This is a genomic window from Dolichospermum compactum NIES-806 (genome assembly GCF_002368115.1).
Classification (GTDB): domain Bacteria; phylum Cyanobacteriota; class Cyanobacteriia; order Cyanobacteriales; family Nostocaceae; genus Dolichospermum; species Dolichospermum compactum.
In genome coordinates this window covers 4923598-4940161 of record NZ_AP018316.1, presented here as the reverse complement: position 1 = coordinate 4940161, position 16564 = coordinate 4923598, and the positions used below count along the sequence as shown (strand labels likewise).

At 38.1% G+C, this 16564-nt stretch carries 10 protein-coding genes; 4 read left to right on the top strand and 6 right to left on the bottom strand.

What is annotated here, in order from left to right:
• Positions 1 to 177 precede the first annotated feature (177 nt).
• The 3 genes from CA730_RS22950 to CA730_RS22940 form a co-directional block, all read right to left on the bottom strand.
• A complete protein-coding gene (locus CA730_RS22950; RefSeq protein ID WP_096670850.1) occupies positions 178 to 3171 on the bottom strand; it encodes a peptidase domain-containing ABC transporter in 2994 nt (997 codons plus the stop codon).
• Between the two features lie 56 nt (positions 3172 to 3227).
• A complete protein-coding gene (locus CA730_RS22945) occupies positions 3228 to 3932 on the bottom strand; it encodes a peptidylprolyl isomerase (protein ID WP_172891236.1) in 705 nt (234 codons plus the stop codon).
• 584 nt (positions 3933 to 4516) lie between these two features.
• Positions 4517 to 5257: a COP23 domain-containing protein gene (locus CA730_RS22940; protein WP_096670846.1), complete on the bottom strand. Its 741-nt coding sequence runs from the start codon at positions 5255 to 5257 to the stop codon at positions 4517 to 4519.
• 673 nt (positions 5258 to 5930) lie between these two features.
• On the opposite strand from CA730_RS22940, the gene CA730_RS22935 reads away from it, so the two are divergent.
• Both CA730_RS22935 and CA730_RS22930 read left to right on the top strand, forming a co-directional pair.
• Positions 5931 to 6731, top strand: coding sequence for a type 1 glutamine amidotransferase (locus CA730_RS22935; RefSeq protein WP_407919756.1), 801 nt, complete (start codon positions 5931 to 5933; stop codon positions 6729 to 6731).
• A gap of 265 nt (positions 6732 to 6996) precedes the next feature.
• Entirely contained in the window at positions 6997 to 7536 is a 540-nt protein-coding gene (locus CA730_RS22930) for a GAF domain-containing protein (protein WP_096670844.1), read from the top strand.
• A 126-nt stretch (positions 7537 to 7662) separates the two neighbouring features.
• Here the strand turns inward: CA730_RS22930 and CA730_RS22925 are convergent, their stop codons facing one another.
• Together CA730_RS22925 and CA730_RS22920 are read right to left on the bottom strand one after the other, a co-directional pair.
• Complete coding sequence (locus tag CA730_RS22925) at positions 7663 to 10227, bottom strand: AAA family ATPase (protein ID WP_096670842.1); 2565 nt, start codon at positions 10225 to 10227, stop codon at positions 7663 to 7665.
• On the bottom strand, positions 10227 to 10619 hold the full coding sequence (locus tag CA730_RS22920; protein ID WP_096670840.1) for a hypothetical protein: 393 nt from the start codon (positions 10617 to 10619) through the stop codon (positions 10227 to 10229). Before CA730_RS22920 ends, CA730_RS22925 begins: the two co-directional genes overlap by 1 nt.
• 152 nt (positions 10620 to 10771) lie before the next feature.
• Between CA730_RS22920 and CA730_RS25035 the strand changes: the two genes are divergently transcribed.
• Positions 10772 to 10909: a hypothetical protein gene (locus CA730_RS25035; RefSeq protein ID WP_172891235.1), complete on the top strand. Its 138-nt coding sequence runs from the start codon at positions 10772 to 10774 to the stop codon at positions 10907 to 10909.
• A 42-nt stretch (positions 10910 to 10951) separates the two neighbouring features.
• On the opposite strand, the gene topA is transcribed toward CA730_RS25035, so the two are convergent.
• Positions 10952 to 13117, bottom strand: coding sequence for a type I DNA topoisomerase (topA, locus tag CA730_RS22915; protein WP_096670838.1), 2166 nt, complete (start codon positions 13115 to 13117; stop codon positions 10952 to 10954).
• Positions 13118 to 13647: 530 nt separating this feature from the next.
• Between topA and CA730_RS22910 the strand changes: the two genes are divergently transcribed.
• Positions 13648 to 16512, top strand: a complete 2865-nt coding sequence (locus CA730_RS22910; RefSeq protein WP_096670836.1) for a DUF1156 domain-containing protein — start codon at positions 13648 to 13650, stop codon at positions 16510 to 16512.
• Positions 16513 to 16564 lie beyond the last annotated feature (52 nt).

Below are 16564 nucleotides of genomic sequence, written 5' to 3'. Positions count from 1 at the left end.
GTTGAAAAGTCTAATGTATGACTTGCTTTTGTTCGTTTTCTCGGTTTCCTACTCTGTATAGGAATGAATTCTATAACGGCTTTAGGCAGAGTCTCTGTAATGGCATTCCCAGTCAGAGACTGGGAACGAGATGAACAAGGTAAAGCATGAGCTAAACCCCTACAACTAACTAACAAATTACAAGTTTACTTCCTGTTGTTGATAAAGGTAGAAATAATGACCTTTAGCGGCCATGAGTTCTTGATGACTACCTTGTTCTATCATTCTACTATTATCCATGACGACGATAGTATCGGCATTACTAACTGTATTTAAACGGTGGGTAATGAAGAAGACTGTGTTGCCTTTGAAGGCGCGAGCTAAGTTCAGACAAATTTGCCTTTCTGTGGGATAATCTAGGGCGCTGGTGGCTTCGTCTAAAACTAAGATTTTAGGTCTTTGTAATACAGAACGAGCGATCGCAATTCTCTGTCTTTGTCCACCAGAAAGGGCTGATCCCCGTTCCCCAACTCTTGTATTATAACCATTGGGCAAGGTCATAATAAATTCATGTGCAACGGCAATTTGTGCGGCTTCAATAATTTCTTCCGTTGTGGCATCAGGATTTGTTAAGGCAATATTTTCTTGAACTGTGCCATCGAATAAGAGGGTATCTTGGGGAACTACGCCAATTTGCCGCCGCAGCGAATAAAGTTCAACTTTGGCAATGTCGTAACCATCAACTAAAATTCTGCCAGATTCTGTGTCATAAAGTCTGAGCAGTAATTTCATCATTGTACTTTTGCCTGAACCACTTTGTCCGACAATGCCCACAAATTTACCTGGGGCAAATTCGACGCTAACATTGCTGAGTTGTAGTGGTCCACTGGCAGCAAATCGGAAGGAAACGTTTTCATATTTAACAGCACCATTAACAGCAGGAAGGGGAATATTATTCCGATCTATTTCTGCTTCTTGTGGTGTGTCCACAATATCACTTAATCGTTCTAAAGATAAACCAGTTTCTTGGAAGTTTTGCCAGATTTGCGCCAAGCGTAAAATCGGGGTAGTAACGTAACTAGAAATAATCCGAAAGGCAATTAATTCTCCTAATGTTAATTCTCCTTTCAAAACTAAATAAGCTCCCACCCATAAAACTAATAAACTGCTAAGTTTACTGAGAAACTGACTGGTTGAATTCGCTAATGTGGAAGTGAGAACAGTTTTAAAACCAGCGGCAACAAACTTAGCATATTTCTTTTGCCAAGAAAACCGGGAGCGTAATTCAATGTTTTGGGCTTTAACTGTTTGAATACCTGACATCACCTCAACCAAATAAGATTGAGTTTCGGCATTCCGTTCAGCTTTAGTTCTTAATTGTCTACTCACTGTGGGAGCAGCGACTAATGTCACTACCACAAATAGAGGAATTGTCCCTAATCCGACGAAAGTTAGTTGCCAACTGTAAAACAACATGACAACTATATAAACAACGGAAAATAGGGCATCTAACACTACTGTTAAAGCCGTACCGGTGAGAAACTGACGGATGTTTTCTAATTCATTAATTCTGGTGGATAGTTCACCAACTGGTCTTTTATCGAAATAGCGCAGTGGTAAGCGTAGTAAGTGGTCAATAATTTGTGACCCCAAACTCATATCAATGCGGTTGGTGGTATCTACAAATAAGTAAGTCCGCAAGGTTGTTAATACTGCTTCAAACACACCCACTGCTAATAGTAATACTCCTAAAATATTCAGGGTACTAATACTATTTTGGACGATGACTTTATCAATAATTAGCTGAATAACTAGAGGATTAGCGAGGGCAGCTAGTTGGACGAAGAAGGAAGCAATAAATACTTCTATCAGTACCCGGCGGTAACGTGACAAGTAAGGAACAAACCAAGATAACCCAAAGCGTTCTTTCGGTGTTTCTTTGGTTGCGCTCAGTAATAAGACTCTAACTTGTGGTTGAAGATTAGCGTCATCGGTTTCTAATTCTTCTACCAATTGACTAATTTGGCAGTTGATAATGCCTTGAGATGGTAAACCCAAAACTACTGTTTTTCCATCTACTGCATAGAGGACAGCAAAACTGTCACGATAGCGAATTAATGCTGGTGTGGGAATCCGATTGATAGAAACAGCGGGAACATCAACTAGCTGGGATTTAAGTCCAATTAGTTCGGATAAATAAGCGCAAACTTGAAAAGATATACTACCTTGACGCTTAATTTGGTCGTTTAAAATCCGCCGCACTACTTCTTTCCGAAAGGGCATTTCTAAATGCTTGGATAGCATTTGAAAACAAGCTAGAGTGGCATCTAATTCTCCTTGTCCCCGGAAAAATGGATAGTTTTGATTTTTAAATTTCTTGTTTGATGTGGTGGAGGGAACAAATTCTGGTTCTTGGGCGTAGGGAATTTCCGAATCTACTCTGCTATCTGATATAGTTTCTAATGTTTCAGATTCAATGGTAAGACCATCAAGTAATGATAGGTCTTGATGATTAATGCCCAATAAGCGGAGAGGAATGTTGCCTTTAACTTCAATTACGTCGGTTTCTAGGCGAGAATTAGGGGGGAAATTGGGTAGGGAACTACGACCACTCACAAACCAAATGCGATCGCTGTCTAATTCTCTTAAGGCGGTTTTTCCTGGTGATAAATAATGAATTTTTGCTTCTAATTGAGCCTGTTGGGTAATGTCTTTGAGGTTGTGATTTACTAAGGCTTTTTGTGCTACCTGGGAACTCAAAATATCAAAGATTTCAATGAGGTGACTTTGGTTTTGACGAGCTTTAGCAAAGGCTGGATTGCGGTTGATAAATTGCAAATAATCTGCGGCTTTCCAGGTTAAACAGATGACTTCTGTGGAAGCGATCGCTGTTTCACAAGGAATTTCACGCAACCAAGCAATTTCGCCAATTGTTGCCCCTGGTTGGAGTAATTTTAATGTAATTGGTAATTGGTTTTGGGGATTATATCCCAATAGTCTAACGTTGCCTTGGTAAAGAATGGCAATCCTTTCTGGTAGTTGTTCTTTACCAATAATTTTTTGTCCTATGCGATAACGTAAAGGCTGGAGAATTTGTGATGATAAGAGGTTATTAATTTCCTCTTTTGATAATTTATCAAATCCTTCAATACTGGCAATGAATTCTTCAAAGGTACTCTGAATATAAGTCATATTGATTGAGTTATTTATTTCACTTCATTTTGGCGAAAAGGTTGATATTTGGCGATTTATATGGTCTGAATCTGACATTTTTGTTCTGTCATTTGTGTTTGTAACCACTGATTAAATCGTTCATTTAGTAATCGTTGTCGCATGGGACGATCTAGTTGGGCTGGGAGTATTTTTTCTAATCGGACAATTACTAGGACGTTATTGATTTGAGTTGGTGGTGATAGTTGTTGTGGTTGACTTTTGGAGAGGATATTCACCAATGTGGGATGGAGGGATTGTAAATCTATGGGTCCGACTAAGCCATCTGTTTGGGATTCTGGTCCTTGGGCGTATTCCCGTGCTAATTCCGCAAAAGATTGTTCACCCTCTTGAATACGGAAGTAAATTTCTTGAGCGATACCAAGTTCCGAGGTGGTAATTAGGGAATAAATCACTCTATCTAACTGGTTTTTCCGTTGAAAAAAGTAGGAGTTTAAATCCCCTCCCCAGGTTTCCTCTTTGAACTTTTCTAGTTTTAATTGTCGTACCGCCATGATTTTCAGTTTTTGGAAACTTTCGCTCTGTGGTTCTAGTCCTTGATATTGTTGGGCTAATTGTTCACAGGCTAGTTGTTCTTCTTCTGGGGTACAGACAATTTCTGCGATCGCTTGATCAATGAATATTTCCTTAATTAATAGCGGTAATAGCTGGTATTCCGACAATAATGATAAAACCTCTGTGGGCTGGAGGATGCGATCGCCCAATTGTAGAACTTGATTCATATTGTTTGTAATCAGGTTTGTCACCATTGTTAATTTCTCTTGAAAAGATAGTAGAACTAGATTGTCACCAAGTTATATTTTGGTTAAGTTATACAATTTATGACTACTTTACTCTACTTTGGTGTCAGTGTAGTATTTAAATACTAATTATTTGTCAATAACCAAAAGTTGATTTCTGGGCATTTAAGTAGTCAGAATGTTGATATCTGGATATTATCGTACCAACTTACCATAAATTAATAAATTTGTCATATCAAACTTACTTTGTAGGAAATCGGGCATAATGACGAATTAGCAAACTAAATTAGATAACCAGTCATTGCGGTTATTGCATATTCTTCACTTACTAGCTAATCTTCAAAAATCTATCCTGAGAAATAATTACAACACCTAATAAGTTAATACAGGACAAAATTATATAAAGGGTAAATTTAATTTCTCTAAAAAGGTAAATATAATTACAAAAATACTGTAGGAGCAAACCCCCTGTGGTTGTCCGGAATCATCAGTAGGTTGGCGTTAAAAATTGTCGTTGTGACAAGGCAGGGGGCAGGGGGAAAAGGATTTAAGCCCTATATACTTAATTAACGAAATCTGCCTGGATTTAGCCGACTGGGACTTTGGCGTGTGGTATTACCCTTAATTGCTACTCCATTTCTCAGTTTTCCGCCTGTACCACCATCTTGAGGATCAAGGTATGGTTTTAAATTAATCCCAGCTTTAGTAGAAGTAACTTGATTCTTGCTACGACCTAAAAGCGTTTGCCCTAGACTGTATAAGCTATTGCCATTACCGCTATTACGATTAGTGTAGGTATTGACAGCAATGGTTTGTTGTCCACCATCGGCATTAGTGAGGTTTTGGAATACACTATTCCGAATAGTATAAGGATCTTTGCCACGAGGGACTGTCAAGACAATTCGACAATTGGGTTGGGCTTCGGTGGTGACACAGATAATATTTTCGCTATTTTCTGCCGCTATTTGCAGTTCTTGTAATCCATCTGGGCGATATAATTCTAAACGGGTGGCGATCGCTTGACAACGTTTTTGAGCATCCCAACCGCCTCCTAAACTCCGAGGTGCAGCCCAAGCAAAATATTGTCCTGGTTGACTTTCGGGCTGATACATGACTGTAAACTGTCCATTGTTGGATTGACAACTAAACCTGGTGCTACTGTCAACTGTGGTGGAAGTTGGTATGGTGGTGGAAGAGCCGGATGGAACTGTAGGAACAACAACTTGAGCAAAAGCTACAGTATTACCAAAAAATAAAGAACAGCCCAGACTACTCAACAATAAAACCCGAAGTGATTGTAATGACATAAATATAACCTCTGTGAGAAATCGGTAAATATAGCAAGTGCCAAGGCGGTTAAGACATCAATCAAGGGTCAAGTTATTGCTACCAAAGGGGTTTTCTCCTGACTCGGTGACTCCTGCTATAGCTGATATCTCTATTGACGGAGAATATATTTTTTTGATTCATTAACAATACCTGTTTTTTTTATTTTTAGTATACATAGCAGAAACCGCTACAAGCTACGAAGGACTATCAGCAGCTTACAGCGGTTTCTTGATTAGGTTGTAGTTCAATACAAAAATAATAGAAGTGGACTTGATAAGCAATCAATTCAATTCGATTTAAATTACGCTTCCCTTATTTCTCATGGGCAGGCACTTCTGGCTGTGAGTTCAACACCTCCAATGACAATTTGGTGAGATTTAGGCGAAAAAACTTTGACAGGAAGCTAAAATCTAAAATTGATTGCCGACACATTAGAGCAGGAGGCACAAACTCTAATGAAAAGTTTGGATTTAAGGTTTGACTTTTAACCTTTTTGTACCATACCCTTAATCTAGCACGAGTTTTTTTCTTTGTGTTGTCTGTTTACTAAACTTGAAATTCATTAATATATTGCAACAATTTGGAATGGGAGGAGGCTCTGCTCCCCTACTTGACTCCTGCTATAGTAAAGGTTTTATAAGTTATAAACCGATGGAAATTATTATTGGTTGGCTATATCCCAAGTTGATGAGTACCTATGGCGATCGCGGAAATGTGATCACTATCCAACGTCGCGCTCAATGGCGGGGATATAATGTTATTGTTTTACCTTTAGACCAAGAGTCCACGGCAGAAGATATAAAATCAGTAGATGTAATTGTTGGTGGGGGCGCACAGGATCGTCAGCAAGAAATTGTCATGCGGGATTTGCAAGGGGCAAAAGCGGAGGCAGTGCGTGATAAAATCGAACATGGCACTCCGGGAGTTTTTACTTGTGGTTCTCCGCAATTACTAGGAAATTATTATGAACCAGCCTTTGGACAAAGAATTGAAGGTTTAGGAATCTTAGATTTAGTTTCTGTTCATCCTGGTGAAAATACTAAAAGATGTATTGGTAATTTGGTGATAGAAGTAACAGCTTCCCGGTTAGCCCAGGAACTAGAAGCAATGGCGGGAACAAAACCTTATTTAGTCGGGTTTGAAAATCATGGTGGAAGAACTACATTAGGAAAAGTGGAAGCTTTGGGGCGTGTGGTGTATGGCTTGGGGAATAATGGAGAAGATGGGACAGAAGGAGCGTTTTATCAAAATGCGATCGCTACCTATTCTCACGGTCCATTATTACCAAAAAATCCAATAGTAGCCGATTGGTTAATTCAAACTGCGTTAAAGTTGAAATATCAGCAAGAAATTAAACTTTCACCTTTAGAAGATACTTTAGCAATGCAAGGACGGGAAGCGATATTGAAACGCTTAAAAGTTAATTTGCCCAGTATAGCTGGAGTTAGGTAATGGGTAATTGGTAATGGGTAAAAAATTCTCCCTAATTACCAATCACCAATTACTAGTACAACACGGCGTAAATAAACCAACCATTCTCAATCGCCAAAAAGCCTATACTGTCTGTGTTTTGACTTTTGACTTTTGATTTCCGCCCTGCGGTACTAGGTTCATAAACTATATTATTTCTTTATTAAATAAGAATAATTTTCTGTACAATGTCTGATAAGTTTCTATAGAAATCTGAAATTGTTTAATTAGTCATTATTTTAAATCTGTGCAACTTCCTTCTTCCCCAGAATTTGAAAATCGCTCAAGTTGTCACCCTGATGAGGGGTTACAAAAATTACTTGATCGCCTGATTGTCAAAATAGAACGCGATGAATTAGTGCGACAAACGACAAATTACCTAAGAGAATCACTTCAGGCTAATCGTGTAGTATTGTATTATTTCTATGAACAATGGCAAGGGCAGGTAACATTTGAGTCATTGAGCGCTGATGAATATTCGATTCTTGGTTTTACCGGACCAAGCGGTTGTTTTAACCATGAGTATGCTGCTTTGTACTTAGAAGGACGAATTAGAGCGATCGCTGATATAGAATTAGAACCAATTCAGGATTGTCACCGTGATTTCCTTCGCAGTATGCAAGTTCGCGCCAATTTGGTAGTCCCAATTCTCATACCGCGAGGATTATGGGGACTATTAGTGGCGCATCATTGTCAGCATCCTCGTAATTGGACAATAGCAGATATTGAACTGATGCAAACAGGAGCGCAAACTTTAGCAACAGATTCTAATATTTTAGAAAGTTAATAAATTATAATTGTATTCAAATCGAATACCCTCTAATATTATGAAATAAATGTTGGGTTGACGTAAGAAAACCCAACCTACTTGCTAACACCCTTTTTTAGGGTCTCATTTTTTATGTAGAAGGTTTTAATTACCTGAATCTTTATGAGGATATTTACGATTATATTTCATTCTCAATGATGATTTAAACAAGCGGCCAACTCGTAGTTCGCCAGTATACTTAGGACGATCTTCAAACATTCCCACTCTCTTCATACTCTCAATCGCATTCCTGATTTTTGATTTATCTATCTGTGTTTTTTCAGCTAGTTCAGAAATACATTGATCTAACTTAAAAGGTGTTTTCAGTCCATCAAATGCACTAAGTAAAGACCTAATTTTTTGTTCATTTTCAGACATATGATCTGCAAGATTAATTAGATAGTTTAGTTCAGAACGCAACTGCCCTAAATAATCTTTTGCTGCTGCTTCATGAGCTATAACAATGAGTGAAGGATCGATTTTACCATCTTCAATTTGTTTACCTGTAAAAGAACCTACATCAGTAGATGTGGGATTTGCAATTACTTGAATAAATTTATCGAAAATACGTGGATAGTAACGAAGTTTATCAGTGGTGCTATCTTCTGGTGTTTCGCTGGCACTATCTGCAAAATATGTTTTCAGAAATGTTTTAGTAGCCAGATTATTTCTCCGCAGTTTTTCTGGGAAAGCCATTAATAATAAATTTTCGCATTCTTCAGTAGATAAAACACCTCTCCGAATATCTTCGCGTTTTTCTTCTATTCTTTTTATTAAGTCTGGAAAATTTTGTCGATACCAGTTAATATTACGTATTCGAGATAATATAAAATTAAATATTTTTTGGGTATCCCAATTTAGATAAATTACCTTTCCAAATATTTGTTGCTCAATGTTCTGATAGCCTCTTTCAGCTAAATCAGTTCTTAAGAAAATTTTAAACTGTAAACGATTTGATAGTCTATCATCAGATTCAATAGTTTGAATAAATCTAAAAAGGCTTTCAATATATGTAAAAGTAAGTTTAGCATCAAAAGCAGTTTCTAAACCATCAAGAAGAAAAGTACGCTTTGGACTTTGATTTAATTGATCAATAATTAAATTTATAATAGTTCCATTAAAATTCTGCTCTAGTTTTTGAGAAAAATTTTCTCTTAACAATTCTCTTGATGTTGTCTTTGTTTCTAGGGCAGCCAAAAGTAAATTCCACCATAAATTCTCAGGCGTATCTCGATAACGCTCAATAGCTGTCGATAGTTCTGGACTAGGAGATTTCAAACCTTTGTCTTCTGCATTATCAGCAGTTACAAGTAACGGTTCACCAATTTCTGCTTTGGCTAGTTCTTTTAATAATCGAGTTTTACCTGTACCTTTTCTACCAAAAATATATGAAATTGAATTGTCAGGTATAAGAAGTTGTTGGAGAGCATCTGTATGGATCAAATCTCCTTCATCTGTAGCTCCACTTGGGGTAAGTATATTATTTTGAATCTGCTTTTTAGAAGCTATATTTAAAATACTGCGTAGACTACTAAGTTTATCAAAGTTTTTGGGTGCTAGTTGATTTTTATCTGGCAATCGGCTATATCTAAAAGCACTGTCATAAGGCCAAATAATCCAATGATCTCTAACTTCAACAGCAGAAAGTTCTGAATCTTCATCTTCTGATTCTTGAGATATTATCTCTGCCAGCATATCTAGTAATGTTTCAATTTGTTGATTATTCCTGTTTATATATGATTCTTCATTCTCATTATCTGGCTGCCAAGAAACAAAAACTCCAGGATTAGCAATATGTGTTCTCAAGACAGATTCTATGAATTGTTTAGCGGGTAGCCATTGATCATCAAGACGAACACATACAACTGTTGGTCCTGGAAGCGTAGTCATCCAGGGTAAAGTTACTGGTGAAAGTCCGGCTCGATGATCGATTAAAATGATATCGTATTTTTCAGCCGCAAATTCAGAGATTCGCCTAGCTGCATTCTCAATTATCATTGGTTCAAGAGCAGAGCGCAGAGCAAATGCCGCAGCATCAATATTAAAATCTGGCGAAGTTGGCCGACAGGCTAATAAATCTACATATCCAGCTAAAGGTATCGACTTAACACGCTCAGGTTTTATTTCTGCAACGGACTGAACTACTCCTAGCAAAGTTCCTAAAATAGAACCGGAAGTTCGTCCATAAATTACGTCTAATGATGGGGCTTCAATGTCACTGTCTATAACAAGAACTTTCCACCCATCTTCAGCTAAAACTGTAGACATGAGTCCAAGTAGAGTGGAGCGTGCTTGTCCACCTTTATATCCATAAAAATGGACAATTTTTAGTTCTTTTGAAACCTGATCATTAACAACTGATTTTTGAAATTGCTGTTCGATAAGAGAACTTAACCAATGATGTCCTCTTTCTCGTGGACGATTTTCAGGATATTCTAGTGCAAATTCCTCTGAGGTAAGAAGTCTTAATGATAGCAGGGAATTAAGGAGTGTAGTCCTTAGTTCTGCCACACTTATATTAATATCCTGAGCAAAAGATATTTCACGTTCTTCATCATCAATATTTTGAAACTTGGGAGACAGATAGATAATATGAACGTAAGGAAATCTAAATATGGTTTGTATTTCTCCGAGCTTTTTTGCTTCTTTGAGTAGTTGAGCAGCATTCATTACAGAGATACTCCTTTAGTTCTTAAACTTGTCTTGATGTCTCTAATAGTTTCTAACGCATCTCTAATTTGAGTATCCGTAGAGGTTTCTGGAAAGTCGCTGTCATGTCTAATGTATCTAATACCGGGGTAATTGTCACCGTCCACAGGAACAGCTTTTCCGGTTATATCGGTACAACGCAACACACCAAGTTGTGATCGTAGTTGCTGTGCAAGTGAAGTCTCACCTAAATCATTAACCCAAGTAATTATTGTATGCCCCTTTTTCCAGGGTGGATTAAGATGATCTTTAATAGCAAGTTCCAGAGCTACAAGTGAACAATACAACGATAATAGATAATTGCTGCTGTCTGCACCAGTGGTAAATGCGGCTCTGTTATAAGCATGAGGCATATTTGACACTAAGTATTAAATTAAAAAAATAGTTAGGCTGATTGTATCATATGATGTTGATATTAAATTTAACTAAAATAAAGCTCGCATCAGCAAGTAAGTTTTAAAATTCTGGAATTATCTACAACCTATTCCTCAACAGTTACCCTTCTTTGAAACTGGTTGAACTTCCTGTTGTAGTGATTCTAGCAGTGATTGTACCAATTACCAATGAGCGATCGCTCATTGGTAATTTTAGCAAACAGCATATTCTCTATCATTCAAAAATCGCTATTTTTCATCAACAATAAAAAATAACATCCTGTACATCCTTAAATCCTGGGAATCCTGATTTAGACATTCAAATTCCCAAGTTTAGGACTCCACCATCCTTTTACAGTATGAAAATAAGCCACATCCTGATGTTTCTTATCCTTCCATGAATCCTGACCAGAACAACGCAACATAATTTTATTTTGCCCATCTTTAATATAACTGTATTCCTCTAAAGGTTTTTTGCATACAGGACAGGGATATGAAGTGATTTTTGCTGAAGGTTTGGGAGCATTTTCATTGGCAGATGTTTTAGTTTTCGGTGCTTCCCACTTCTTGTTAAAATCACTCCAAAATAGGACAATGTTTTCGCAACCACTCACACATTTGAGAAAGTATTTCTTTTTAACTTTACTGCTGGGAATTTTGGCTAAACAGTTTTTGCAATCAGGACAACGAGTTTTAGAAGTTTCATATTTTCTTTCAATAAAATTATTATTTTTACCTGTAGTTGATGAATTAGTAACTACAGTTTTAGCTTTGGAAAGCGCAGGAATAAAATAACTTTGATTCCAATTAGTTAGATAATATTGCCAAGAGTTTTTTCCTTCAGAAATTGCATCTAGGGCATCTTCCATTTTAGCAGTAAATTCTGCTTCTAATAAATCTGGTAAAGCCTTTTGCAAAAATTCATCTACTTCTAAACCCAAATTTGTAGGTTGAAGATTATCTTTTTTTAACTCTACATAATTGCGTTTCTTTAAAGTGGCAATTGTCGGAGCATAGGTACTAGGGCGACCAATTCCTTTGCGTTCCATGAGTTGCACAAGTTTGGGTTCGCTATATCTTGGTGGTGGTTGAGTTTGTTTTTGGTCATGTCCGGCTTTTTCTAAAGTTAGTATTTGTCCCTGTTGTAATAAGGGTAAAACGGCATCTTTGCTAAGATTCAACCAATATTTTGCATAACCGTAAAATTCGATTACCTGCCCTCTAGCTTGCCATAAAATATTACCTGATTTCGTAATTACTAGAGTTTTGCGAAGTTGTGCAGGACGACATTGAGAAGCGATCGCTCTTTTCCAAATCATCACATATAGGTTAAACTCATCTTCAGGTAATTCTGCCCGCAATTGCACCGAAGGACGAAAAACATCTGTGGGACGAATGGCTTCGTGTGCTTCCTGCGCGGTTTTACTACTACGTTGCTTGGCTACTTGCTGAGGCACATTTTGGGGGTCATTTTGTTCCAACCATTGACGAGCGCTCGCACAAAATTCAGGACTCAACATAACTGAATCTGTTCGCATATATGTAATCAACCCTGCCTCATATAGCTTTTGGGCTACCTGCATGGTTTTATCGGGGGAAAATTTCAACTTGGAACCGGCAGCTTGTTGGAGGGTGGAGGTGGTAAATGGTGGAGGGGGTTGACGATAAACCAGCTTCCCTTCTAGGTGAATAATTTGATGAGGATGAAGTTTTGCTTCCTCAACTAACCTTGTGGCTTCTGCTTCTGAGAGAACGCGCTTAGATTCAGGTTTCTCTGGGCTGTTACTAGCTGCATCATCATGAGTTTCCGTTTCTGGTTCTGGTGTTTCTTTGTCAGAATTTGCCTTACCTTTATAAAAAGCCCGAAATCCTTCTTGATAATCTACCCACACACTCCAGTAATCTTGGGGGACAAAAGCCAGAATTTCCCTTTCTCGCTGACAAATTAGATGTAATGTGGCGCTTTGAACTCTACCTACGCTTTTTGCGCCGTTATTTAAAGCCCAAACGAGGGGACTACCTTTGTAACCTACCAGTTTATCAAGACAATCTCGACATAATCCTGCACCGATGAGATTAGTGTCGAGTTTTCTGGGGTGAGCGATCGCATTCCGCACCGCTGATGGTGTAATCTCAGTATAAACTACTCTTTTGGGGTCTTTTAATCCTAAAGTTTCTTTAAGATGCCAAGCAATGGTTTCTCCTTCTCTGTCTGGGTCTGTAGCTAAAACAACTTCATCAACCTGTCTAACAGCCGCTTTTAATTGTTGAATTGTTTCCTTTGCGCGTTGGTCACGGGGAACATAATTGCAGCTAACAGTATTACCATCCATTGTAAATCCTAGTGAATCATCACCCTCATTACTGAGTTCGCGGATATGTCCACAACTAGCGCGGACAATCCAATCTGCACCGAGAATTTGACTCAGTTTTTTGACTTTTCCGGGAGATTCAACAACTAGGAGATGTTTAACCATAGCACTTGTTTTTCACGCTTGCATTTAAGGATTTACTAGATAATAACTCAATACCTTGTCCATTTTTTGTAGGTCGGGTTAAGCGACAGCGCAACCCGACGCATTTTTTGGGTTATGGCGCCACACTATGGCTAACGCCACGCTCCGCGAACGTGAACGTGCCTCAACCCAACCTACAAATCAAGACTTTTTTCAATTTGGACAAGGTATTGTCAAAGATATAAATTATTTAATTGATGTTATTTAATTGATATTATTTAATTGATGTGATTTAATTGATATTATTTAATTGATATTATTTAATTGATATTATTTAATTGATATTATTTAATTGACGTTATTTAATTGATGTTATTTAACAATAGCGAGCAAGATGCTCGCACTACAATTACCCTATTAAATAATTGAGATGATAATTGATGTTATTCAATAGCGAGCAAGATGCTCGCACTACAATTACCGTTAATCAATTGACAAACTACCCATTTCTATTACAATATATCAATTAATACCCACACATCTACACCTCCATGTCTAACCCAACCCCCAAACGTCCCCACTTATTCATAGAAGAAAGAATGCCTGTCCAACTCCTCAACGAACAGGTTTACTATGAACATGGGGGAAATCCTTTTAAGGGGTTACATCGTTGGTATTCTCGCAAACCTTTGTCCTTTAGTCGTGCTAGTGTGTTGGCTTCCTTGTTACCGGCAGATGTGACAATGGAGGAATTTGAATATTTATTGGGGTTAGAACCAGGGAAGGAAGTTAAACTCTACAAAACTCCTCCTACTGCTGTGCGAATTAAGAAAGTGCATGATTATTGTGAGCAAATTTGGGGAACTCGCACACCTACAGTTTTAGATGCTTTTGCAGGTGGTGGAAGTATCCCTTTTGAAGCTGCGAGATATGGGTTAAATGTGCTGGCTTCTGATTTGAATCCTGTGGCTGTGGTGACGATGAAAGCAGCAATGGAATATCCTTTAAAGTTTGGACCAGATTTACAGCATGATATTGATAAATGGGTGAAGTGGGTAGGTGATGAAGCTGAAAAAAGGTTAGCTGAATTTTTCCCTTCTTTACCGGGGGAAACGGTACAAAATTATTTATGGGCGCATACTGTTGTTTGTCCAAGTTGTGAGTCTGTTGTTCCTTTAAGTCCTAATTGGTGGTTATATAAACGCCCAGAAAAGCAGAATTTAAATAAATGGTGTGCAGTTAAGCCAATTCCTAATCCTGAAAATAAGCGGGTTGATTTTGAATTGATTAAGGGTAAAAAGGGAAAGGGGACAACTATTCAAACGAATAATGGTGAATATGATCCTGATACTACAACTACCATTAGTCGAAGTGTTGGCAAATGTCCTAATTGTGGAAATGTGATTGAACAAGAATATTTGATGAACTATGCAAGAAATAGAGGTTTAGAATATCAGTTATATGCTATTGCTTATCGTCAAGGTAAAAATAGTTTAGAATTTAGAGTACCCAATAATTCAGATATAGATGGAGTAAGCAAAGCTGAAAAATATTTAAACTCAAATTATAATTATTTTAGCGATAATGACTTATTGCCTGATGTTGAAGTTTATCCCGGATTTAATACAGATCAAATATTAAGATATGGAATAGATAAATGGTCAAAATTATTTAATTCCCGTCAACTTTTAACGCTTGTTACTTATGTGGAAATTATCAATAAAGCTAAAACTTTAATTCAATCTGAATATGAATGGGAAAAATCACAAGCAATATCAACTTATTTAGCTTTGGTATTAGATAGGTGTGTTGATGAAAATTGTAGATTAGGACGATGGAATCCTCCTAGGGCTGGTTCTGAAGGTGCTTCATCACAACACGCACTTAATTTAATGTGGAATTATCCAGAAAAAAATGGTCATGGTGAATTATGGCGATGGTGTGCAGATGTATTTGCTTCAGAATATGAAAAATTATGTGATTTATTCGGAACTAAAGTAGGTTCAAAAGGCATTCTAGGAATTGAAAAATATGATTCAAAATCAATTCAAATACATTCAGCTTCAGCAGATAACTTAACACATATTCCTGATAATTCAGTTGATGCAGTTATCACAGATCCACCATATTACGCCACAATTCAATATGCAGAAATATCTGATTTTTTCTACGTCTGGCTTAAACGCACCCTTGGCGATATCTTCCCCGAATTATTCTACTTAGAACTCACCGACAAAGAACGAGAAGCCGTCGCCAACCCTTCCCGCTTCCGTAACATGGGAATATCCCCAGAAGAACTTGCTTATCAAGACTACGAAGCGAAAATGTCCATGGCCTTCGCCGAATACCACCGCGTATTACGGGACGACGGCGTAATGACAGTCCAATTCAACCATAAAGACTCCGGTGCATGGGATGTCCTGGCCAAATCCCTGATAGACGCTGGCTTTGAAATCACCGCTTCCTGGGCAGTCAGCACTGAAAACCCCCAAAACCTCCACCAAGCACAGAAAAACGCCGTATCCAGCACCGTGCTTTTAGTCTGTCGCAAACGTCAACCCAACGCCGAACAAGCATGGTGGGATGATGTCCGCATTGAAGTGCGTAATATCGTCTTTGAGAAAGCCCCAGAAATCGAAAAATCCTTAACAGCAGATAGCCGTCCCGCCGCCGACAGAGTAGCAGACCCCCGCCGTCGCATCAAACCCCCAGGTATTGACCTCTGCTTAACAGCCTTTGGTAGTGCATTAAGCGTATTTACCCGCTACAGTTCCATTCTCGACAGTGCGGGCAACCCAGTAGAACCCAAAGCCGCCTTTGAAGAAGTACGTCAAACCATCGTCGCCTACCGACTAGAAAAGCTATTAGCAGGTAAAGACTTTAACGGCATAGACCCCCTCACCCAATGGTATATTCTCGCTTGGGATACCTTTGAAGCGCGGGAATTTCCCTTTGATGAAGCCCGACAATTAGCTTTAGCAGTGGGTGGTTTTGATGTTTCCGACTTAGTTAAAACCCATAAATTACTAGATTCTGGTAGTGGCTTTTGTAAGTTACTCACCCCAGAACAAAGATTAAAAAAACGCGCCTTTTCTACCATTGAAACAGAATTTTCGGGCAGATATTTAGTAGATGGACTGCACGCCATTATTGCCATTTACCAAGCAGAAGAAAATACAGAACCAGTGCGGAGATTTCTGAAAAATACAGGATTAGTTAGCAATGATTCCTTTATGCGGACATTTGAAGTAGCGTTAAAAGTAATTCCCCACATCAAAGATGAAAAGAAACGTATTTTGGAAGAAAAAGCTTTATTAGATTTGTGGTTAGCAATGGATGAAATAAAAGCCAAAGTTTCCTATCAACAAACTGAGATACCATTAGATAATGAGGGGGGACAAATGAATTTATTTTGATAACGGTTGACGGTTGACTGTTAACCGATGGTGGTATAATTAATTTAATTTT